Origin of the sequence: Streptomyces dysideae (assembly GCF_001514305.1) — a bacterium.
Classification (GTDB): Bacteria; Actinomycetota; Actinomycetes; order Streptomycetales; family Streptomycetaceae; genus Streptomyces; species Streptomyces dysideae.
The window spans coordinates 160,166-182,558 of sequence record NZ_KQ949080.1 but is presented as its reverse complement, the minus strand read 5'-3'; the positions used below and the strand labels follow the sequence as shown (position 1 = coordinate 182,558).

Annotated in this window: 16 protein-coding genes and 2 pseudogenes; 12 read left to right on the top strand and 6 right to left on the bottom strand. The window is 70.6% G+C overall.

Annotation, left to right across the window (positions count from 1 at the left end):
• Window positions 1–121 precede the first annotated feature (121 nt).
• Together AQJ91_RS12710 and AQJ91_RS12705 are read left to right on the top strand one after the other, a co-directional pair.
• A complete protein-coding gene (locus tag AQJ91_RS12710) occupies window positions 122–4,510 on the top strand; it encodes a WD40 repeat domain-containing protein (protein WP_159054539.1) in 4,389 nt (1,462 codons plus the stop codon).
• Window positions 4,507–5,409, top strand: a complete 903-nt coding sequence (locus AQJ91_RS12705; RefSeq protein WP_079084859.1) for a hypothetical protein — start codon at window positions 4,507–4,509, stop codon at window positions 5,407–5,409. The genes AQJ91_RS12710 and AQJ91_RS12705 overlap by 4 nt, the downstream gene beginning before the upstream one ends.
• A gap of 99 nt (window positions 5,410–5,508) precedes the next feature.
• Here AQJ91_RS12705 and msrB read toward each other — a convergent pair whose 3' ends face one another.
• The 4 genes from msrB to AQJ91_RS12685 form a co-directional block, all read right to left on the bottom strand.
• Window positions 5,509–5,916: a peptide-methionine (R)-S-oxide reductase MsrB gene (gene msrB, locus AQJ91_RS12700; protein WP_067019867.1), complete on the bottom strand. Its 408-nt coding sequence runs from the start codon at window positions 5,914–5,916 to the stop codon at window positions 5,509–5,511.
• Window positions 5,917–5,929: 13 nt separating this feature from the next.
• The gene (gene murC, locus AQJ91_RS12695) at window positions 5,930–7,318 is read right to left on the bottom strand and encodes a UDP-N-acetylmuramate--L-alanine ligase (protein ID WP_067019864.1); all 1,389 of its coding nucleotides are present in this window, start codon (window positions 7,316–7,318) and stop codon (window positions 5,930–5,932) included.
• A 130-nt stretch (window positions 7,319–7,448) separates the two neighbouring features.
• Entirely contained in the window at window positions 7,449–7,904 is a 456-nt protein-coding gene (locus tag AQJ91_RS12690; RefSeq protein WP_067020172.1) for an indole-3-glycerol phosphate synthase, read from the bottom strand.
• Window positions 7,905–8,096: 192 nt separating this feature from the next.
• Window positions 8,097–8,948 carry a pyrimidine reductase family protein gene (locus AQJ91_RS12685; protein WP_067019861.1) on the bottom strand — a complete coding sequence of 284 codons (852 nt, stop codon included), beginning with the start codon at window positions 8,946–8,948 and terminating at the stop codon, window positions 8,097–8,099.
• 37 nt (window positions 8,949–8,985) lie between these two features.
• On the opposite strand from AQJ91_RS12685, the gene zapE reads away from it, so the two are divergent.
• From zapE to AQJ91_RS12645, 7 genes are all read left to right on the top strand, one after another.
• Window positions 8,986–10,095, top strand: a complete 1,110-nt coding sequence (gene zapE, locus AQJ91_RS12680; protein ID WP_067019858.1) for a cell division protein ZapE — start codon at window positions 8,986–8,988, stop codon at window positions 10,093–10,095.
• 702 nt (window positions 10,096–10,797) lie between these two features.
• The gene (locus AQJ91_RS12670) at window positions 10,798–11,376 is read left to right on the top strand and encodes a carbonic anhydrase (RefSeq protein WP_067019852.1); all 579 of its coding nucleotides are present in this window, start codon (window positions 10,798–10,800) and stop codon (window positions 11,374–11,376) included.
• An 8-nt stretch (window positions 11,377–11,384) separates the two neighbouring features.
• Window positions 11,385–12,878 (top strand): SulP family inorganic anion transporter, encoded by a 1,494-nt coding sequence (locus AQJ91_RS12665; protein WP_067020169.1) that lies wholly within the window; start codon window positions 11,385–11,387, stop codon window positions 12,876–12,878.
• A gap of 105 nt (window positions 12,879–12,983) precedes the next feature.
• Window positions 12,984–13,799, top strand: coding sequence for a slipin family protein (locus AQJ91_RS12660; RefSeq protein ID WP_067019849.1), 816 nt, complete (start codon window positions 12,984–12,986; stop codon window positions 13,797–13,799).
• A 122-nt stretch (window positions 13,800–13,921) separates the two neighbouring features.
• Window positions 13,922–15,280, top strand: coding sequence for a PhoX family protein (locus AQJ91_RS12655; RefSeq protein WP_067019846.1), 1,359 nt, complete (start codon window positions 13,922–13,924; stop codon window positions 15,278–15,280).
• A 255-nt stretch (window positions 15,281–15,535) separates the two neighbouring features.
• Window positions 15,536–16,387 carry a polysaccharide deacetylase family protein gene (locus AQJ91_RS12650; RefSeq protein WP_067019843.1) on the top strand — a complete coding sequence of 284 codons (852 nt, stop codon included), beginning with the start codon at window positions 15,536–15,538 and terminating at the stop codon, window positions 16,385–16,387.
• An 18-nt stretch (window positions 16,388–16,405) separates the two neighbouring features.
• Window positions 16,406–16,624 carry a hypothetical protein gene (locus AQJ91_RS12645; RefSeq protein ID WP_067019840.1) on the top strand — a complete coding sequence of 73 codons (219 nt, stop codon included), beginning with the start codon at window positions 16,406–16,408 and terminating at the stop codon, window positions 16,622–16,624.
• Here the strand turns inward: AQJ91_RS12645 and AQJ91_RS55475 are convergent.
• Both AQJ91_RS55475 and AQJ91_RS55470 read right to left on the bottom strand, forming a co-directional pair.
• Window positions 16,616–16,954, bottom strand: a pseudogene (locus AQJ91_RS55475) (ABC transporter); the annotation flags it as partial. The gene AQJ91_RS12645 and the pseudogene AQJ91_RS55475 overlap by 9 nt on opposite strands.
• 231 nt (window positions 16,955–17,185) lie before the next feature.
• Window positions 17,186–17,807, bottom strand: a pseudogene (locus tag AQJ91_RS55470) (ABC transporter ATP-binding protein); the annotation flags it as partial.
• Window positions 17,808–17,921: 114 nt separating this feature from the next.
• Here AQJ91_RS55470 and AQJ91_RS12630 point away from each other — a divergent pair.
• From AQJ91_RS12630 to AQJ91_RS58190, 3 genes are all read left to right on the top strand, one after another.
• Window positions 17,922–18,674 (top strand): peptidyl-tRNA hydrolase, encoded by a 753-nt coding sequence (locus AQJ91_RS12630; protein WP_067019837.1) that lies wholly within the window; start codon window positions 17,922–17,924, stop codon window positions 18,672–18,674.
• Between the two features lie 216 nt (window positions 18,675–18,890).
• Complete coding sequence (locus AQJ91_RS12625; RefSeq protein ID WP_234382140.1) at window positions 18,891–19,988, top strand: fatty acid desaturase family protein; 1,098 nt, start codon at window positions 18,891–18,893, stop codon at window positions 19,986–19,988.
• 167 nt (window positions 19,989–20,155) lie between these two features.
• Entirely contained in the window at window positions 20,156–22,123 is a 1,968-nt protein-coding gene (locus tag AQJ91_RS58190) for an MbnB/TglH/ChrH family RiPP precursor modification enzyme (RefSeq protein ID WP_067019834.1), read from the top strand.
• The last annotated feature ends 270 nt before the right edge of the window (window positions 22,124–22,393 follow it).

Genomic DNA, 22,393 nt, shown 5'->3' with positions numbered 1-22,393 from the left:
CTCAACGGCAGGCCGTTCAGCGGGTCTGCGTGATGCTCTGTCTCCGCTCGCCGACATGATCCGGCGTTGCTGGAGCCCGGCTCGGCACCGGCCGTCGACTGGCACAATGCATCGAAAGTTCATGGGAGTTCACGGGGACGGGGGACGCGTCATGCGGCGTCAGGCGTTGGTGGTGGGCGTCGAAGGACCTGCCGCGGACCCCGCTGACGACTCACCCCCACCGTGGCAGCAACTGACCTTCGCGGCGCCGTGCGCGCAACGGGTGCGCACGGCGCTGGAGAAGGAGTACGCCTATGTCCTCTTGGAGCCCGATCGTGACCCCGCGTCCACCGCGGCCGCGCTGGGCGGCGCCCTGACGCAGGCCGTGAGCAGCGAGGCCGACTTCACCGTCATCCATCTCCTCGCACACGGAGCCCCGACCCGCAACGGTCACGGCATCCAGGCGGTGGGCGGGGACGGTCGCCTCACCGAGGAGCTGGCCCGTTGGGTCAACATGGCGGAGAACCAGGACACGGAGGGCAGCGGGGATCCGGCCGTTCTGCTGATCCTCGATCTGTGCCATGCCGGCGCCGTGGTGACCGAGCATCTGCGGTCGCTGGTCCGGCCGGAGCGCCGCCGTGTCTGGGTGCTCGCCGCCTGCCAGTCGAAGGAGGAGGCCTATGACGGCCGCCTGAGCACCGCCGTCGACGAGGTGCTTCGCGGCTTCGCCTCCGGGAACCTGAAGCTCGACCCATCGGTGCCGTACATCCCGATCGCCCGGTTCTGCCGTGAGGTGGCCCTCCATGTGGAATCGCGGAGCACATCCGTGAATCCACAATCCGTCGAGCAGCCATTGGCCGCGCTCGGTGCAGACCTGTCGCATCTGAGGTTCTTCGCCAACCCCCAGTACGAACCGGCCGGCGCGCGCAGGCTCACCGGCGTGGATCCTGCTGTGTTCACCCTCCTCGACGAAGTGGCCGACGCCCGCCACTTCGTGATCCGGGCGCATGGTGCCGACAGCGCCTTCGGCAACCTCGGCGCTCCGTCCTTCACCGGACGGAGTGACGAACTCCGTGAGCTGGCAGGCTGGTTGGATGGCCGTGGACCCTCGTTACGTGTGGTCACCGGCGTACCGGGGGTCGGCAAATCCGCTCTGATCGGCACCTTCGTGTGCGCCGCGCATCCGGCGCTGCACGAGACCACCGAGCAGTTGTGGCGGCCGTCGGGCGGCGACATTCACGAGACCACCGACGAACTCGCGATCGTGCACGCGCGACGGCACGGTGTCCCGGAGATCCTCACCTCGCTCGCCACTCAGTGGGAGCTCAGTTCTCCCGGCGACGCGACGACGTGGACAACGGACCGGTTGGTCACGGCACTGCGGGCCAAGCCCGTTCCGCCCTGTCTCGTCATGGACGCGGTGGACGAGGCCGAGCACCCGGCCGATCTGGTCAGCGCCGTGCTGCTGCCCTTGGCATCCATTCGGCGGTCGGACGGGGGACCGCTGTGCAGGATGCTCGTCGCGACGCGTCCGGAAGCGGCACCACGGCCGCTCATCGATGCGGCCCGTGCCTGCGACGGACTGATCGACCTGGACAAGGTGTCGCCCCTGCGACTGCGCAAGGACCTGACCCAGTTCGTTCTGCGGGTACTGCGGCCGCTGCTCCCCGGCGTATCGCCGTGGTGCTCACTCGCGGCATCCGAGAGCCTGGGCGGCGCGCTGGCCGACACCTTGTTGAACGGGTCACGCGAGTGGGGCGAGTTCCTTGTCGCCGGGCTCTATCTGAGACTCCTCCAGGAACAGATGCCACCGCCGGCGACGACCGAGCAGGCCGAGCGCCTGGGCAGTGAGGTGCCCCGTACGCTCGACGCGGTCCTCGACCTCCATCTCCGTCTTGACCCCCGACCGGGCCTGCACGAGCTGCTGGCCGCGCTGGCCTGGGCGGAGGGCGCGGGAATGCCGGAGGACCTTCTCGCCCAGGTCGCGAACCCCGATCCGGGGCCGGTCGGGGAGGACCGGGCACCCACCGCCGATCTGCTTCGGGCCGCGCGTTTCTACATACGCCGCAACGTCGATCGTGAAGGCGCTCCGCTCTACCGGCTCTTCCATCAAGGGCTGGCCGACCGGCTCCGCGAACGTCCTGTCCTGGACGCGACCACGGTCTGGGATCGCCTGCTCGCGACGGTGCGCACAAGCGGCTCCGGCCGCCGCCGGTGGGCGACCGCCGAGCCGTATCTGCTGCGGCACGCGGCGCGTCACAGCGTCCTTGCCGGCAGGCTCGACGAACTCCTCCAGGACAGCGAATACCTCGTTCACGCGGACCCGGCCCCCCTGGCCCAGGAGCTCTACCACGGTGAACACGGCCCTCACGGAACGGTCTATCTGACCTCGTACGGAGTCCACCACGACGGTCCGCCCGGACAGCGGCGCGACATCCTGGCTGTTGACGCGGCCCGGCATCAGAAATGGCAGCTCGCGGCAGACCTCACGCAGGACACCGGCCGTCACATCGCCTGGACCGCCGGCCGGTCGCTGCACACCAACCTCCTGACGACACTGACCGGGCACCGCGGCAGGATCTGGGACCTGACAACCCTTGAGATGTACGGCCGTCCCCACGCCTTGACAGCTGGTCAGGACGGAACGGCTCGGCTGTGGGACCTGGACTCCGCGACGACGACGCTCGAACTCGGGAACCACGGTGCTCCGGTAGGAGGCGTAGTGGCCGGGAAAGCCGACGGCCGCCAACTCGCCGTGACTGGCTGCGACAGCGGCGAGCTACGGGGATGGGACCTGGCCACGGGACGTCTCCTGTGGACCGCCCCGGCCCATACGGGTCCGATCTGGTCCATGGTGGGCGTGCGCTACAACGGGGTCCCCGCAGTGGCCAGCGCGGGCGAGGACCAGGTGATCCACTACTGGGAACTCGCCACCGGAGCCCCGCTCGCCACCACGCACCTGTCCGCCATCAACGGCCATGTGTGGCACCTGTCCCGCGTCTCCGTCGACGGCATCGGCGACTGCGTCGTGGCCTGCTACGACAACTGGGTCAAGGTCCTGACCGTCCACGGCGAGGAGGTCGAGCTGCCGCACACCAACTGGGAGCGGCTGTCGTGCTACCGCTATCTCGATCTGGGACACGGTCCCGAGCCGGTCGCGGGTGATCGGGACGGAATCGTGTGGATCGGCAGTGACGAGTACCTCGAACTCCTCAACGAGGATCGTCCTCATGCCGACACCGTCTCCGATCTCACCGCCGCGTCGCTGGACGGATCCGTGTACCTCCTCAGCGCGGGCGAGGACGGTGTCGCGCAGCTGCATCCGCTGGACGGCAGCGGCAGTGCACGTCAGGTCGTCAGCCACACCACTGCGATCACCCGAGTCGCGGTCGTGTCCGAACCGCACCGGACTCGAATCCTCACGGCGAGCAACGGCGGTACCGTCCGCGTCTCGGACGCGGCCGGGGGCGAGGTGCCTCAACGCCACCCCGGGCACACCCACGCCATCAATGATCTGACGGTGCTTCCCGACGGACGACTGGTCTCCTGCAGCGAGGACGGAAGCATGGCTCTGTGGACCGCGGACGGTGCGGTCGGGCAGCGGATCACCCTGCTGCACCACACGGACTTCCCGTTGCCGGACCAAGCCACCGGCATCGCGGTCCTGACGGCCGGCGAACATCCGCGGATCGTCGCCTCGTGCGCACACGACGGGGTCGCTTTGTGGGACACGAACACGACCGAGAAGCATCTGGAACGGCGCGACCTGGGCGAAGGCCCTGGTGCCACCGCAATCGTCACCATCACCATCGAGGGGGCCCGGCACATCGTCTATGCCTCCGCCCGAGGTGAGGTGGCGATAGCCACCGCCGATCATCTGGACCGGATGTCGCGCTGGCCCGACGTCGACATGACGGACCCGGCGTGGAGAGGAGAACCGGAGCGCGTCCTGCTCGCACCGACCGAGGCCAGGACCATCCACGAATGGGGAGGGAGGACAGTCCCTGTTCCCATGGCCGCGACATGCCTGGCGGCCTCCGCCACCCACGCCGTCGCCGGATACCGTTCCGGTCACGTCCGGTCCGCACGCGTGCTGGGCCCGCCCCTGCCGCAGCTCGTCACCGAGCATCCTGTCGCCGTCCACACCGTCGCCGTCGTCGACCTCGACGGGCAGCCGCACGTCGTCAGCGGTGACGACCGCGGCGAGGTTCGTGTCACCGCACTCGACGCCACCCGGACGTTCACGCTGACCGGCCACACTCGTGCCGTCTTCGCCGCACTCCCGGTCCTGATCGACGGACACCCGCACCTCTACACCGGCGGACTCGACCGGTCGCTGCGGTTGTGGGACCTGAAAAGCGGTAGCCAGGCCGACGTCTTCTGGTTCCCGGACACCGTGTGCGCCATCGCCGTTGCCCCCGACGGCGCCCTGTACATCGGGGTGGGCCCGGACATCATCCACATGACACCGCACGACCGGCTCCAGGCACGCCCGATTCCGACTCCCGACCAAGGAACAAGCATCCGATGACCGCCTTTGTGGCCGTACACGGCGTGGGCCACTACCGGTCCGCCCTCTCACCGGCCGAGATCGTCACCGCTCGCTCAGCCGTCTGGGCCAAGGACCTCGCCGCCGGACTGGGCACGGCCGCCGAGCAGGTCCCTGTCACATACGCCTACTACGCCCACCATCTCCACCTCGGCAGGCCCGTCGCGCAAGGTGCCGAGGACTTCGAGCAGCTGGAGCGCGAGCATCCCCACCTGGCCGAGGACATCACTCACTGGGCGGAGTCGCTGGACGAGTCCCTGGGCATGAGACTTCCGCCAGCGGCAACGGCTCAGGGACGGCTGACCGTTCCGCTCCGGCAACTCGTCTCCGCGATCTCCGAGCGTCTGAGCCTCGACGGCCGCCTCACCCGCGCGTTCATCGCCACCTTCTTCCGTGACGTGGCGCGCTATCTCGGCGGGCCGGACGACGCTGCCCGCGTTGCGGCGCGAGAGGAGGTCGCAGGCGTTATCTCCTCGACGGGCGCCCGCGTGGTCCTCGCCCACTCCCTGGGAAGCGTCGTGGCCTACGAGGCCCTCCACGCCCACCCGGAACTCGAAGTCGACCTGTTCCTGACACTCGGCTCCCCCCTCGCACTCCGCCACGGAGTCTTCGACCGCCTGTCACCGGCTCCGCTGGCCGACACCGGCGAACGGCCCACGGGGGTGCGCCGGTGGGTCAACCTGTCCGATCACGGGGACATCGTCGCCGTCCCTCGCCCCTTCAAGCGGCGCTTCCCGGGAGTCGATCTCGATCTCACGGACAGCATCGCCCCCTTCGACTTCCACCGAGTGGCCTCCTATCTACGGTCCTCTGTTGTGGCCGCGACGTTGGCGCCGTACCTCGTCAAAGACACCGATGTACGCGGATCCGACGCCAACTGATCCGAGAGAGAGTGGGCGACCACACCACCGATGCCCCGCGCGGAACCTCCGCGCGGGGCATCACTGCTACTCATAGGCACTACAAAAAGCGGCCTCCGGTCACTCCTCGTCCGGCGTCAGCCGCAGCGAGATCGAGTTGATGCAGTACCGCTGATCGGTGGGCGTCGGGTACCCCTCACCCTCAAACACGTGACCCAGATGCGACCCACACCGCGCACACCGCACCTCCGTCCGCACCATCCCGTGTGAATGATCGGACACCAGTTCCACCGCATCCGAGTTGCGTGCATCGTAGAAGCTCGGCCAGCCGCAGTGGGACTCGAACTTCGTGGTGGAAGTGAAGAGTTCGGCGCCGCACGCGCGGCAGGAGTAGACGCCCTTCGCCTTGGTGTTGGTGTACTCACCGGTGAAGGCCGGCTCCGTGGCAGCCTGGCGCAGGACCGCGTACTCGGCCGGCGTCAGCTCCGTGCGCCACTGCTCGTCCGGCTTTTCGACGTCGTACGACATGAGCGTCAGCCCCTCACTTCGGCAGGCGGTCCAGGATGAGCGGGCCGAGGTCGGTGACATCGCCCGCGCCCATGGTGAGAACGAGATCACCCGGCTTCGTCATTCCCGCGACCAGCGACGGCACCTCGGCCTTGTCGTGGACCGGCGTCACCTCGGCACCCGCGGCGCGGCCCGCCTCGATGATCAGGTCGCTGGTGATGCCGGGGATCGGGTCCTCACGGGCCGGATAGATGTCCAGGACCACCGACGCGTCCGCCAGGGCCAGGGACTGCCCCATCTCCTTGCCCAGTTCCTGCGTGCGGGAGAACAGGTGGGGCTGGAAGACGACCAGGATCCGCGCGTCGCCCGCAGCCGCCCGCATCGCCTCCAGGTCCGCCGTCATCTCCGTGGGGTGATGGGCGTACGAGTCGATGACCTGCACGCCCGCCGCCTCGCCCTTCAGCTGGAGGCGGCGCTTCACGCCCGTGTACGCCGCCAGCGCCGGCGCCAGCTCCGCCGCCGGGACGCCCAGCGCCACGCCGGCGGCGAGGGCGGCCACCGCGTTGTGCGCGTAGTGGCGGCCGGGGACCGAGACCGTAAAGGTGAGCTCCACGCCGTCCAGCAGGACCCTGACCTCGCTCTTCAGCCCCTGGGCCCGCACGGACAGGACGCGTACGTCGGCGTCCTCCGACTCCCCGTACGTCACCGTCTTCACCGCGCCCGCGAGCCGCCGGGTCAGTTCCCGGGCGCCCTCGTGGTCCGCCGTGATCACCAGCGTGCCGCCGGGGACGATCTTGCCGGCGAACGTCTCGAAGGATTCGTAGATCTCGTCCATCGACGCGTAGTTGGCGTGGTGGTCGAGCTCGACGTTGAGGACGATGGCGACCTCGGGGGCGTACTTGTGGAAGCTGCGGTCCGACTCGTCCGCCTCGGCGACGAAGATCTCGCCGTCGCCGTGCAGGGCGTTCGAGCCAGGGGCGTCCAGATCGCCGCCGATCGCGTACGACGGCCGCAGGCCCAGCTCCGTCAGCGACACCGCCAGCATCGACGTCGTGGTCGTCTTGCCGTGCGTACCCGCGACCGCGATCGGACGCAGGCCACCCATCAGCGCGGCGAGGGCGTCGGAGCGGTGCACCACCGGGATGCCCAGCTCGGCGGCGCGGGCCAGCTCGGGGTTGTCCTGCCGGATCGCCGACGAGACGACCACACAGCTCGCGTCGTCGGCGAGGTGCTCCGCGGCGTGCCCGATGTGCACGGTCGCCCCCAGCGCACGCAGCGCCTCGGCGGTGGCCGACTCCTTGGCGTCACTGCCCGCCACCTTGGCCCCGCGCTGCGCGAGAATCTTCGCGATACCCGACATTCCGGCGCCGCCGATGCCGATGAAGTGCGGTCGGTCCATGGCGGTGGGAAGGCCGGGTGCCATGCGCGTGTCTCCCTGTGCGTCACTACTACGGCGAACGTTCAGCGCCCCACCCTATTTCAGGAGCGCCGGGGACTGTACCGACCTCAGCGGCGGACCAGCCCCCACACACCCGCACCCGAGAACGAGCCCCTCACGCCTTACTGTGCGAGAACAGCTTCAGCACAGGTACGCCCACCTTGTGCCGCGCCCGAGACGCCCAGTCCCGATGGAAGAACTCCTCCACATAATGCGGATCGGTCAGCACGATCACCTCGTCGGCCTGGACCTCGTCCACCAGGGTCCTCAGCGCATCCAAGGGGTGATCCTCGATCAACCGCCCCTCCGCATCGTTCCCGGACGCCCGCAACGCCCGCAACGAAACATCGAGCGCCTGCTCCCCCACCCCCCGCGCATCCTCACCCTCCGGCCGCTCCCGCTCCCGCGCGGCCTCGTCCAGTTCGCCGAGCGCGACGTCGTCGATGGCGCGCAGCAGCCGGTCCGCCTGGTCGCCGCGCGGCTGAAGCAGCACGTGGAACGAGACCCGCTCGTCCCCGTGCAAGGTGGTGACGAACTCCACGTCGGCGGACGTCAGGGCCTTCTCGATCATCAAAACGCTTGTGAACACCGGGCGCCCCTTCTCCGGAAACCATCCTGCCCCGTGCCCGCACGGGGACTGCGAGTTTTAGTGTGCCCGGCGGAAGCTAAACGGAACGGTAGATTCCGCTGCTTACCGGACCTGCGGTACGGATCAGACCCATTTCCGGACTGACGGTACCGACTGGACACCCGTTGGGCGATTTCAGGCCCGCCGGTACCGGCTGAACAGGAACCCGTCCTCCTCCAGCAGGGACACCAGTGCGAAGCGCCGCGGAACCGCCACCGAAGGCCCGCCCGCGATGCGCTGGGCGTCACCCGCGGTGAGCATCGGGGACACGGTCAGACACAGCTCGTCGAGCACGCCCGCGGCCACCAGCTGGCCGAGCAGCCGCGGGCCGCCCTCGGTCAGCACCCGGGTGTGACCGAGATCGGCGAGGGCCCGTACCGCACGGGCGGGGTCGACGCCGACGCCGTCACCGGCGGTCACCACCCGCGCACCCGCCTTCTCGGCCGCGGCGATCCGGTCCGGGGCCGCCGCGGCGCCGGTCAGGATCAGCGTGGGCACCAGGGGCGAGGTGAACAGCGGGAGCGTGTAGTCCAGGTCCAGGCCGGCACTGACCACCGCGATCGTCGGCGCCGGCCCCTGTCCGGCCGCTGCCCGCGCCGCCGCGAACTCCGCACGCGCGCGTGCGGGGCGGTAACCCTCCTGGCGTACCGTTTCGGCACCGACGAGCACGACGTCCGCCAGCCCGCGCAGGGTGCCGAAGATCCGCATGTCGGCGGCGCAGGAGATGGGCTGTGAACGGCCGTCGTGCTGGGCGGCGCCGTCGAGCGTGGACACCATGTTGGCCCGCACCCAGGCCCGGCGTCCGCCGGTCTCCGGCTCGGAGCCGAGGTCCGGATAGGCATAGGCAACGGCGAGCTCGCCGAGGCTCCACTCACGGTCGACGAGGCCGATGTCGGCCCCGTCAGCCCCAGAGGTCCCACCGCCACCAGAACCCTCCCCCCGGCCCCGGGTCACTGTCTCGTCGGTCACAGGGAACAGGCGTCGCATGCCGTGCAGTCTGGCACGGCGACTAGCATGGTGAACCGTGTCGTCCTCCTCCGCCGCCGCCTCGGGGCTCAGCCCGATAGCCGAAGCCACGCCGCTGTCCCTGTGCACCCGTGAGCCGCACGTCCCCGCGGACCGGCTGGTCGCCGAGATGGTGCCGCCGCCCCGGTTCGACTCGGTCCGCTTCAGCACGTACCTGCCGGACCCCAACCAGCCCAGCCAGACCGAGGCGGTCCGCGTCCTCGATGGCTTCGCGGGCGGGCTCGGCGGGGCGCACGCCATCGGTACCCCCAAGCGCGGCTTCTTCGGCTTCGGGAAGGCCAGGGCGCCGAAGACCCCCGCCGGCCCCCGCGGTGTCTACCTCGACGGCGGTTACGGCGTCGGCAAGACCCACCTCCTCGCCTCCCTGTGGCACGCCACCCCGGCGGAGCCGTCACTCAAGGCGTTCGGGACGTTCGTCGAGCTGACCAACCTGGTCGGTGCCCTCGGCTTCCAGAAGACGGTCGCGACCCTGTCCGGTCACCGTCTCCTCTGCATCGACGAGTTCGAACTCGACGACCCCGGCGACACCGTCCTCGTCTCCACCCTGCTCGGCAAGCTGGTCGACGCGGGCGTCGCGCTCGCCGCCACCTCCAACACGCTGCCGGGCAAGCTCGGCGAGGGCCGGTTCGCGGCGGCCGATTTCCTGCGCGAGATCCAGGGCCTGTCGGCGCACTTCCGCGCCCTGCGCATCGACGGCGAGGACTACCGCCACCGCGGGCTGCCCGAGGCGCCGGCGCCGTTCTCCGAGGAGCAGGTGACCAAGACGGCGTACGCCACCCCGGGCGCCGCGCTCGACGACTTCCCGCACCTGCTGGAGCACCTGGCCCGCGTCCACCCCAGCCGGTACGGCGCCCTGACCGACGGGATCAGGGCGGTGTGCCTCACCGACGTCCAGCCGGTCCCGGACCAGTCGACGGCCCTGCGCCTCGTCGTGCTCGCCGACCGGCTCTACGACCGTGAGGTCCCGGTGCTGGCCGCGGGCCTGCCGTTCGACCAGCTGTTCAGCGAGGAGATGCTGAAGGGCGGTTACCGCAAGAAGTACTTCCGCGCGATCTCCCGCCTCACCGCCCTGGCCCGGGACGCGAAGGGTCTCGTCGACGCCTCCTAGCCTGACCAATTCCCTCAGGTCAAGGCCCAGTTCAAGCCAACACACCTGCGCTTTTCAGGCTCTCTTCAGCCGGAAACGTTAAGTTAACCCTGCAAACAACTTCGCAGGGTTAACGTGTTTCTTGACCAGCCGTTGACCAACCGTTGGTACGCACTAGGGGTGCGAACTGCCTGGAGGGGGGCGCATGTTTCGAGGTACGACGGTACGGACCGTGGTTTCGATCCTCGCCGCCGCCCTGCTCGCCCTCCAGTTCTTCGCTCCGACCGCGTCCTTCGCACACGCGCACACGGCCAGTCAGGTAGAGGCCAAAGCCCAGCCCGGAATCAAGCTCTCCGGGAAGGGTCTGCGCGACGAAACCCTCACCTCCCGCCACTGCGAACTGTCCAGTGACGGGGACCCGACCGGTCCCCTGCGAACCCGCGACCGCCATCGCGCCGCCGATTCCGGCCCCGAGGTCCCGCTGCGTCCTCTGCTGACGCAGGACCCCGCGGCCGCGCACGCACCGGACGCGCACAGAGCCTCGCGCCAGCACAGGTCGAGACCCTCGACAGCCCATTCTCCGGCGGCACTTCAGGTCTTTCGCTGCTGAGAGAGCGGCACCGGCGCCCTGTGGGGAGCAGAGCGCCGTTCTGAGCAGAGCAGTCCCCCACTCTGTCTTGCCAGTCCGACGCGCCATCGCGGCGCGCCAGGAGGAGTCACCATATGCAGCCCCTCATCGACAACGCCCGTACGTTCGGACAGCGCCCTGAGGAGTTCGCCAAGCTGGCCGAAGGCCAGTCTCCGCAAGTCCTGTTCATCACGTGCTCCGACTCCCGGGTCGTACCGGCCCTGATCACGGGCGCCCGCCCCGGCGAGCTCTTCGAGCTGCGCACCGCGGGCAACATCGTCCCGCCGTACGCCTCCCAGACCCCCACCAGCGAGGCGGCCACCATCGAGTACGCCGTGGAGGTGCTGGGCGTCCGCGACATCGTGGTCTGCGGACACTCGCACTGCGGTGCCGTCGGCGCGCTGGTGCGTGGCGACGACCTGACCGCCGTGCCGGCCGTGCGGGACTGGCTCGCGCACGCGACGCCGCGCCCGGCCGGGGCGGCCGAGGACCCCGCCGTCACCCAGGGGGTCCAGGCCCACGCCCTGACGCAGCTGCTGCGGCTGCGCTCGTACCCGTTCATCGAGAAGAAGCTGAAGGAGCGTCAACTCACCTTGCACGCCTGGTACTACGAGGTCCACACCGGCTCGGTGCGCGCCCACAGCGCGGACACCGACACGTTCGAGGCCCTGTGAGCAGCGCGATGACCACATACCCTCACCTGCGGCAGGACTTCGCCGCTTCCCTGGTCGTCTTCCTGGTCGCGCTGCCCCTGTGCGTGGGCGTGGCCGTCGCCTCCGGTGTGCCGGCCGAGCTCGGACTCGTCACCGGCATCGTGGGCGGCATCGTCACCGGACTCATGCGGGGCAGCAGCCTTCAGGTCTCCGGGCCGGCGGCCGGTCTGACCGTGCTGGTCTTCGAGGCCGTCCACGAGTTCGGGCTGCCCGTCCTCGGTGTGCTCGTGCTCGCCTCGGGCGTGCTCCAGATCCTCATGGGCGCCCTGAAGCTGGGGCGCTGGTTCCGGGCCATCTCGGTCTCCGTCGTCGAGGGCATGCTGGCCGGAATCGGCCTGGTGCTGATCGCCGGACAGCTCTACGCCATGGCCGACGCCAAGGCCCCGGCCTCCGGGCTGGGGAAGATCGCCGGGCTGCCCGGGGCACTCGCCGACGCGGCCGGTGACCCGGCCGCCCTGGCCGCGGTGCTGCTCGGCGCCGGCACCATCGCCGTGCTGGTGGTGTGGAAGCGGATGCCGCGCCAGGTGCGTACGGTACCCGGGCCGCTGGCCGCGGTCGGCCTCGCCACCCTCGCGGCGGTCGCGTTCGACCTGCCCGTCGCCACCGTCGAGGTCAAGGGCCTGCTGGGCGCCATCCAGCCGCCTTCCCTGGACACCTTCGGCGAGCTGGCGAGCGTCGGTGTGCTCGGCACCATCGTGGCGTTCACGCTGATCGCGTCCGCCGAGTCGCTGTTCAGCGCGGCGGCCGTGGACCGGCTGCACGACGGTCCGCGTACCGAGTACGACAAGGAGCTGATGGCGCAGGGCGCGGGCAACGCGGTGTGCGGTGCGCTGGGCGCGCTGCCGATGACCGCGGTGATCGTGCGCAGCGCGGCGAACGTCCAGGCGGGCGCGCGGACGAAGGCGTCCCGCGTGCTGCACGGCGTATGGCTGCTGCTGTTCGCGGCGCTGCTGCCGTCGGTCCTCGCGTACATCCCGATTCCGGCTCTGGCGGGCATCCTGGTGTACTCCGGGGCCAAGCTGATCCCCGTACGGGAGATCGTGGGCCTGTGGCGCGAGCATCGGGGCGAAGCGCTGATCCTGGTGGTCACGGCCGTGTCGATCGTCTCGGTCAGCATGTTCGAGGGCGTGCTCATCGGGCTCGCGCTGGCCGTGGCCAAGACCGCCTGGGAGGCCTCGCACCTCAAGCTGGAGGTCATAGACAAGGGCGCGGGTCCCGTCCAGGCGTACCTGTCGGGCAACGCGACCTTCCTCAGGCTGCCGAAGATCCTCGACAGCCTGGAGGCGCTGCCCCAGGACCGCCCGGTCGAGCTGGACCTGTCCGGGCTGCACCACCTGGACCACGCCTGCCGTACGGCCCTGGAGAACTGGGCCGAGCGCCTGCCCCACTTCTCGACTTCGCTCGAAGCGGGAGGTACCCCCACCGCGGTCGGCACCGAACCGGTGCGGGTGACAGCGTCCTGACCGGCGCGTGAACCCCTGGTCCGGGGCCGCCCATGGCCCCGGACCAGACACCGGGCATATCGTTGCAGGAGCGGACACACGGGGCCTCTGACTGAGGAGGTCGGCATGCTCGAGGAGCTCCTGACAGCGGCCGTGGCGGCCGGTTCGGTGGGTGTCGTCTACGTCGCCGCGGCGGCGCGGGTCGTCAAGCAGTACGAGCGCGGAGTGGTCCTGCGGTTCGGACGGCTGGCGGGACACGTACGGTCACCCGGCTTCACGATGATCGTCCCGGCCGTGGACCGGATGCACAAAATCAACATGCAGATCGTCACGATGCCGGTGCCGGCCCAGGAGGGCATCACCCGGGACAACGTGACCGTGCGCGTGGACGCGGTCGTCTACTTCAAGGTCGTCGACGCGGCTGCCGCCCTCATCAATGTCGAGGACTACAAGTTCGCCGTCTCGCAGATGGCGCAGACGTCCCTGCGCTCGATCATCGGCAAGAGCGACCTGGACGACCTCCTGTCCAACCGGGAGAAGCTCAACCAGGGCCTGGAGCTGATGATCGACAGCCCGGCGATCGGCTGGGGCGTGCAGATCGACCGCGTCGAGATCAAGGACGTGTCCCTGCCCGAGACGATGAAGCGCTCCATGGCCCGGCAGGCCGAGGCGGACCGCGAACGACGGGCCCGGATCATCAACGCCGACGCGGAGTTCCAGGCCTCCAAGAAGCTGGCGGACGCCGCTCGCCAGATGGCCGAGACGCCCTCCGCGCTTCAGCTGCGGCTGCTGCAGACGGTGATGGCGGTGGCGGCCGAGAAGAACTCCACGCTGGTGCTGCCCATCCCCGTGGAGCTGCTGCGTTTCCTGGAGAGGGGCGCGCAGGAGCACCCGGACCATCCGTCGATCGAGCAGTCCGCCGAGCAGTCCACCGAGCGGTGACACGTTCTACGCGCGTGGTTCCCCCAGCCCGTGCCAGGTGATAGACACAGCGGCGTCACAGTCCTGTCCGCCAGCAGGAAGGTTGCCCCCTCTTGTCTTCAACGGATTCAACACGCCGTCAGATGTTCGCCCGCTCAGGCGCGTTGGGCGCCTCGATCGCGTTCGCCGGAAACCTGACCGAACTCTTCGCGGGCACCGCCGCCGCGCAGCACCTGGTCCACACCGGATACGGCCCTGTGGTCCCCGACCCGAAGGGACTGCTCGACCTGCCGGAAGGCTTCCGCTACACCGTCCTCTCCCGCGAGGGCGACCCGCTCCGCTCCGGCGAGGGCAAGGTCCCCTCCAACCACGACGGCATGGCTGCCTTCGCCGGCAGACACGGCAGTGCTCGCGTTGTGCACCTGGTCCGCAACCACGAGAACCGCGTCACCGGGAAGGTCCCCGTCCCGACGGTCGAGGGCCTCACCTACGACCCGGCAGGCAAGGGCGGTTGTACGGCCCTGACGCTGGACTCCCGCAACAGGGTGCTGTCGGAGCGGGTCGCCATCGCCGGTACGGCCGTCAACTGCGCGGGCGGGCCCACGCCTTGGGGCACCTGGCTGACCTGCGAGGAGACCGAGGACAAGGCCGGCACCAACGGCTACACCAAGGACCACGGCTTCATCTTCGAGGTCGACCCGGCCGACCCGCACCGCTCCGGCGCCGTCCCGCTGACCGCGATGGGCCGCTTCCAGCACGAGGCGATCGCCGTCGACCCGCGGCGCGGCATCGTCTACGAGACCGAGGACGCCTTCGAGAGGCCCTTCGGCCTCTTCTACCGCTTCCTGCCGGGCAAACCGCTCGGCGGCCCGGGTTCTCTGCGCGCGGGCGGCCGCCTCCAGGCGATGCGCGTGCCCGGCGTCCCCGACCTCTCCTCGATCCAGGAGCCGGGCGCCACCTTCGACGGCGTCGAGTGGGCCGACGTACCGGACCCGCTGGCCGCCCGGACACCCATCCGCTTCCAGGACTTCGGCCCCAAGGGCATAACGCACGCGCAGAAGCTCGAGGGCTGCTACTGGGGCGGCACATCCGTGTACTTCGTGTCGTCGTACGCGCGCAGCGCCGAAGGCTCCGCCGCCGACCACTACGGCCAGATCTGGCGCTACGACCCGTCGGCGCGCCGCCTCACACTGGTGATCGTCTTCGGCCCGGACACCGACGTCCAGCTCCCCGGCGAATCCCCGGACAACATCTGTCTCGCCCCCAGCGGCGGCCTGATGGTCTGCGAGGACGGCAACGGCGCCCAGCACGTGTACGGCGTCACCCGCAAGGGCGAGGTCTACGCCATGGCCCGCAACCGCCAGAACATCGGGACACCGGAAGAGCCCGAGTGGGGCGAGTTCGCCGGCGTCACCTTCTCCCCCGACGGCCGGACGATGTACGTCAACTGCTACACGCCCGGGACGACGTTCGCGGTGACGGGGCCCTGGCGCCGGGGCTGAACCATGGGGTGGACGCACCGTCCGGCGTCCACCCCTCGCCGCAGGCGCAGGCGCAGGTCAAGATGCTCCACGCTTGAAGCTCTCTCCCGGATGAATCCGGGAGGTTCCTGCCTACCTTGCGGTGACGGGTTTTTGACGCCGTTCGAAGCGCGCCTTGCACCTCGACTGGTGCTGACCGGGTGACTTCCTGAGCAGACGCGCGCGAATCCGCTCCCACAGGGGGATTCGCGCTATTTCTGCCGATACGTTCATCCGATGATCCCTCTTGCCCGCCGCGCCACCGCCGTCTGCGCCCTGGGCGCCGCGCTCACCGCCTGCGGCACGACGGCCCCCGAGGCGCCACGGGCCTCCTCCCGGCCCGCCTCCGCCACCGCCCCGCCCCGGCCGCCCACCCTCGCCCCCGGCCCCGCGGGCGTGACCCCGGTCTTCGAACACGGCCCCCGGACTCGTGGCAAGACCGTCGCGCTCACCTTCGACGCCGACATGACCGCCGGTCAGGGGCCGCGGGCGGCACGCGGGGAGCGGTTCGACAATCCGGGGCTCATTGCCGCCCTGCGGGCCCTGAAGGTGCCGGCGACCGTGTTCATGACGGGGCGATGGGCCGAGGAGTACCCCGTCCAGGCTCGCGTCATCGGCCGGGACCCGCTGTTCGAGGTCGGCAACCACTCCTACAGCCACTACGCCTTCACCGACGACTGCTACGGGCTGCCGACCGTCGACGAGAGCCGGATGCGGGCGGACGTGGAACAGGCGTACACCGCCTTCCGCAAGGCCGGCGTGCCGGACGCGATGCCGTACTTCCGCTTCCCCGGCGGCTGCCACGACCGGCGGGCCCTCAAGACGCTCACGCCCGCCGGTGTCACCGCGGTGCAGTGGGACGTGGTGAGCGGGGACGCGTTCGCGACGGACGCGGACGCGGTGGCCCGGCAGGTGCTGGAGGGCGTACGGCCGGGCTCGGTCGTCGTCATGCACTGCACACGCAGCGCCGCACCGACGACCGAGCGGGCAGTGCGGACGATCGTGCCCGAGCTGCGCAAGCGGGGCTACCGGTTCGTGAAGGTGTCCGAGCTGATCGGGGCCGCCGAGGCCGCGGGCGACCGGCGGTGACCGTCCTACGCTGGACGTATGAGCGGCAACGACTACTGCACGACCAGCGACGCGACGAAGCCGCCCAAGGCCGATGGGCCGCCGTACGCGATGGGGGTGCCCCCGATCGAGCGCAGTCGAGAGTGGGGGAGTGTGTTGTGCCGGGAGCCTACCGAGTACCCGGAGTCGTACAAGGGGATCACACTCTGCCCCGTCTGCAAGTGGCAGGAGGCGGAGCGCACCGCCTGCTCAGGGTGATCTGCGCGAGGTGAACGCGCAGGCCACGGCGGTCGCCGCCGCCGTGAGCAGGGCGGCCGCCGCCAGGGGCAGCAGAGGGACCGGGACCTCGCCCGACCGCGAGCCGGAGACCAGGCCGGTGACCGCCGCGTGCGCCGGGGAGCCGGTCACCACCACCGACAGCAGCGCCGCGAGCAGTATCGCCGGGACCGCGCGGCCGGTCGTGCGCAGCAGCGGCCAGCTGGTGAGCGCGCCGACGGCCGTGCCCAGCAGGGCGCAGGCCAGCGCCGCGAGCAGTCCGGCGGCGCCGGCCGGCAGACGTGATACCCGGGTCTGGTGGTCGGCGCTCGCCAACGAGGTCGAGTTAGCTCGATCGTGTGATGGTCGGCTCGCAAGCGTGCGGGGCCCCCGCTCCACCGGAGTGATGGTTCGGGGCCTCCCCGTTCGCCTCTGGCCGTGCCCACCTGGCCAGGTCGTAAGGGCAGTGTCCATCAGCGGCCTCCGGCCGCGGGGGCCTCCCGGGATCGAACCACGTACAGGATGCGTGTCGCCGCCCCGGAGTTGAGATGAAGTCTCTTGCTCGGTAAGGCGGTTGAGGCTGCCGCCGTGCACGGAGTACGTCGCGTCGGGTGCCCCCGCCAGGCGGCGCGGGTCGTGGTCGACGAAGACGACGGCGGCGCCGGACGCGGTGCGCTCGGCGACAGCCCGCTGCAGTTCCTCCCGGGCGCCGGTGTCCAGTCCCGTCCACGCCTCGTCCAGGACGAGCAGCTCCGGCTCGGCGAGCAGCGCCTGCGCTACGGCGGCCTTCTGGCTGCTGCCCTTCGACAGCTGGGCCGTGGGGGTACGGGCGTACGTGGCCGCCCCGAACCGCTCCAGCCGGTCGCCCGCGGCGCGCTCGGCCGACGTGCGGGACAGGCCGTGCACCGTGCCGAGGCGGGTGAGGTAGCCGGCGGCGGTGAAGGGGAGGGGCCGAGGGGAAGCGTTCGGGGACGTATGCGGTGCGGGGGCGGCCGGTGATGCGGCCCTCGGTGGGGGCGTCTATGCCGGCGAGCAGGCGGAGGAGGGTGGAATTGCCGGTGCCGTTCGCGCCTTCGACGCGGGTGAGTGTGGCGGGGGGTAACGACAGGCTGACGCCGCGTAGGACCCAGGGGCCGCGTAGGCCGTAGCGGCGGCCCACGTTGTCCAGACGAAGATCGCGTTGCATGGGGGGTCATCCTCTCGCAGCGCGAGCGCAGCTCGTATGTGGCTGGTCGCGCCCACGCGGCGGAGCCGCATATCGATACCGCCCCGCGCCCCTGGGGTTGGCAGACTGGAGGGCGTGAGTATTGATCCGTCTGTCAGTGACAGCCCCTTCCGCGACGAGCCCACCGCCCGCGACGTCGCCCCGCAGTTTGTGCTGCCCCTCGTCGTGCGTATCGAGCGGGGCGCTCCTCCCGCCCGTACCGACGCCCTCGAAACCGCTGCCCGTGCTGTGCTGGTGATGTTGAGTGATGTGCGGTCCGTCGAGGACGGGGAGTGGGCGCAGGCGATTCGGGACTGGCAGGACGCGCGGATTCGGAAGGTCGTGCGGCGGGCTCGGGGGGCCGAGTGGCGGCGGGCCGAGGCGTTGCCGGGGATCACCGTGACGGGGAAGGCGGCGGAGGTGCGGGTGTTTCCGCCCGTTCCGTTGGACGGCTGGCCCAAGGATCTGGCCCGGCTCCAGGTGTCCGGCACGGACCTCGAGGACCCGGAGCCGCCGGTGGAGGCCGATCTCTCCGCACCGGTGCTCTGGCTGAACCCCGACCTCGACATGTCGGCCGGAAAGGCGATGGCGCAGGCCGGGCACGGTGCGCAGCTGGCCTGGTGGGAGCTGTCGGACGAGGAGCGGGCCGCCTGGCGAGACGCGGGGTTCCCGCTGGCCGTGCGTGCCGCGGACCCGGCCCGCTGGAGCGAGCTGATCACGAGCGGGCTGCCGTTGGTCCGGGACGCCGGGTTCACGGAGATCGCGCCCGGACTGACGGTCGCGGTCGAGGGATACGAGCGGGTCAGTGCCTTGTCGCAGCCCGCGCGTAGGCCGCTCACCTGGCATTGAAAAGTGCCTCGGCCGGCTGGGAACCTTGCCGGCGCTTCGGACGTTGAGGCAAGTGGTTGTAGTTGAAGTTTGCGAACGTGTGAGCGCCCGCGGAGTTCTGACAGCGGGCGCTTCGTCGTATCGGGGGGTTTTCTTCGACGGCTGGCGACCAGCAGCCCGGGATCACGTGAGCGCGTGTTTCCCGCACTACTCGCCGTCTCGGAGGAGACATCCCCTTTGACAACTGACATCAGCGCCCTGAGCACCGGCCCGGTGGGCCACGTCGGCATGACCGAACCCTCGCCCACCCGCCGGGGCAGCGACTACGCCGCGCTGTCCCGCGAGGTGAAGGAGAGCGGGCTGCTGAAGCGGCGCCCGGGCTACTACTCCGTCAAGGTCGGGGCGAACCTCCTGCTGCTGGCCGGCGGCTGGACCGCGTTCGCCCTGATCGGGGAGTCATGGTGGCAGCTGCTGACCGCGGCCTTCCTGGCGGTGATGTTCACCCAGATCGGGTTCATCGGGCACGATGCCGGACACCAGCAGATCGCCGCCTCCAAGCGGGTCAACAACCTCCTCGGCCGGGTGCACGCCGACCTGCTGATCGGCCTCAGCTACGGCTGGTGGATCAACAAGCACAACCGGCACCACTCCCACCCCAACCACGTCGACCGTGACCCCGACATCGCCGACGGCGCGATCGCGTTCACGGAGGACCAGGCCCGCGTCCGCAGCGGAGCGTACGCATGGCTGGCCCGCCACCAGGCGTGGCTGTTCTTCCCGATGCTGCTCCTGGAGGGACTCGCCCTGCACGTGGCCGGCGTACGGGCGCAACTCGAGCGCGACGGCACCGCGGGCTCACGGGCGGCCAGGCTGGCCGGGGCGGGACTGCTGACCGCGCATCTCGTCGGCTATGTCGCCGCCCTGTTCCTGGTCCTGACCCCCCTCCAGGCCGTGGTCTTCCTCGCCGTGCACCAGGGGCTCTTCGGGCTGTACATGGGCTGCTCGTTCGCTCCGAACCACAAGGGCATGGCCATGTTCGCCAAGGACGACAAGATCGACTTCCTGCGTCGGCAGGTACTGACGTCGCGCAACATCCGCGGCGGCCGGTTCACCGACTTCGCGCTCGGCGGGCTGAACTACCAGATCGAGCACCACCTGTTCCCGTCCATGCCGCGGCCCGGCCTGCGCCATGCCCAGGAGATCGTGCGCTCGTTCTGCGCCCGGCACGGCATCGCGTACCACGAGACCGGGCTCTTCGACTCCTACGCCCAGGTGCTGCGGTACCTCCACACGGTGGGCGGGCCGCTGCGCCTGCGCCCCGAGCTGGAGTACTGAACGGTCCCGGCGTTCCGCGCGTATCTCCTGACGCCGGCCGGGCTGCCCAGGACGCGGGTCCCAACCTCAAATGTTGCTCTGAAGGTGTCCTCGGCGCGGTTCGGACCGGGGCGCCGGGGCCATACCCCCGTCACATCGGGCACGGAATGGCCGGGGAGGGGACGACGATGGAGCGACTGGGCACGGGGATCGGGTGGCGGCCGGAGATCGCGGACGCCGTGGAGCGGATGCCGGGCATCGACTGGGTCGAGACCGTCGCCGAGAACGTCTGCCCCGGACACCTCCCCGAATCCCTGGTACGGCTGCGCGAGCGCGGCGTCACGGTGATTCCGCACGGCGTGTCACTGGGCCTCGGGGGCGCGGAGCGGCCCGACGCCGGGCGGCTGGCCGCGCTCGCCGAGCGGGTGACGGCGCTGGGGGCGCCGCTGGTCACCGAGCACATCGCGTTCGTCCGGGCGGGCGGTCCGCTGACCGCGTCCCCGCTGCTGGAGGCGGGGCATCTGCTGCCCGTGCCGCGCACCCGGGACGCCCTCGACGTGCTGTGCGAGAACGTACGCATCGCCCAGGACACGCTGCCGGTACCGCTCGCCGTGGAGAACATCGCCGCGCTCATCTCCTGGCCGGGCGAGGAGATGACCGAGGGCCAGTTCCTGTACGAGCTGGCCGACCGGACCGGCGTACGGCTCCTCATCGACGTGGCGAACCTGCACACCAACCACGTCAACCGCGCCGAGGACCCGGCCAAGGCACTCGCCGAACTCCCGCTGGAGGCCATCGCCTACGTCCACGTCGCGGGCGGCTTCGAACGAGCCGGCGTCTGGCACGACAGCCACGCCCACCCGGTCCCCGAGCCTGTCCTCACCATCCTGGCCGACCTCGCGTCCCGGGTGTCACCGCCGGGGGTCCTCCTGGAGCGCGACGAGAACTTTCCGGAACAGGGGGAGCTGGTGCGGGAGTTGGGGGCGATCCGGGAGGCGCTGGAGAAGGGGGCGGCTCAGGGCGTTGCGGGGCGGAGTGCGGCTGGAGGCTCCTCGATGCAGGACGTGCCGGAGCGGGACGCAGCACGGGGCTCCACGGAGACGGACGCAGCACCGGACTCCGCGGAAAGGGACGCCGCTCAGGGCGAGGTGGAGCAGGACGCGATGCGGGACGCGACGGAAATGGGCCCACAGGCTCCGACCCGCGCGGCCTGGCAGACGACCACCACCGACGAGTCGCAGGGCCCCAGGCCCAGCGCCCCGCTCTCCCCCGACCACGCACCTGGTGACCCCACATCCCGCGACGACGCGCCCGGCGATTCCACGCACACCGCTCCCGCGCCCGTCACCCCCACGGCCACCGCACCCACACCCAGCAACCCCAAGCCCGTCACCCCCACGCCCGCCGGGGCCACGCGCAGCAACCTCCCGTCCACTGAACCCACTCCAGGCAACGCCACGGCCACCGCTCCCGCGCCCAGCGATCCCGAGCCGGTCGCCCCCACGCCCGGCAACCCCACAGCCACCGCTCCCGCGCCCGTCGCCCCCGGGGCCACCACCCCCACACCCAGCAACGCCACGGCCACCGCTCCCGCGCCCAGCGATCCCGAGCCGGTCGCCCCCACACCCGGCAACCCCACACCCAGCACCCCCACGGCCACCACCCCCACGACCACCACCCCCACATCGGCCGCCCCCTCACGCAGCACCCCCGAGCCCACCGCCTCCACCTCGTCCACCGGCCCCGCCCGCCAGCGCCTGGCCCTCTCCCAAGCCGCCCTCCTGTCCGCCCTCGTCGCCGGGACGCCCGTGCCCGAGGGGTTCGATCGGGTGCGGCTTGGCGTGCAGGCGCGGGCGCTTGCCGGGAAGCGGGCGGATGTCGTGGCCAAGGTCGCGCCCGAGTTGCCGGGGATTCTTGGGCAGGGGTATCGGGCCGCCTTCCTGGCGTACGCCCAGCGGAACCCGATGACCGGCGGTTATCGACGCGACGCGCTGGACTTCGCCGAGTATCTGCTGGCCGGCGGGCGGCCCGAAGACGCGGACGCCCGGCGGGAGTTGCGGGAGTGGTGGCTGGAGCGGTCGGGGCCCGCGCCGCGCTCGCAGCGGGCGGGTGTGCGGCTGGCCCGGGCCACACGCCGGGTACTGCTGCGCCGGTGAACGCACCCCGCCTACGCCACCACCCGCGCCCTCACTAAGCAAACGTCCCCACCCCGTCCACGCCCGAGTGTGCCGGGGTTAACACCCGTGCGGTGGAGGGCAGCGACAGCGCGCTATACGCCCCCTTTTGTCACCCTGCGTCACTCATCACCCCTCCCCTCTTCGCCCGTAACCGCCCACGTTCCAACCATTCGTCCCCGTACGACAGTTGGCGTAGACCCGGCGGTAATATGTCAGCCCGACCCCGAAGCGCACTAACGTGCGGTGCCG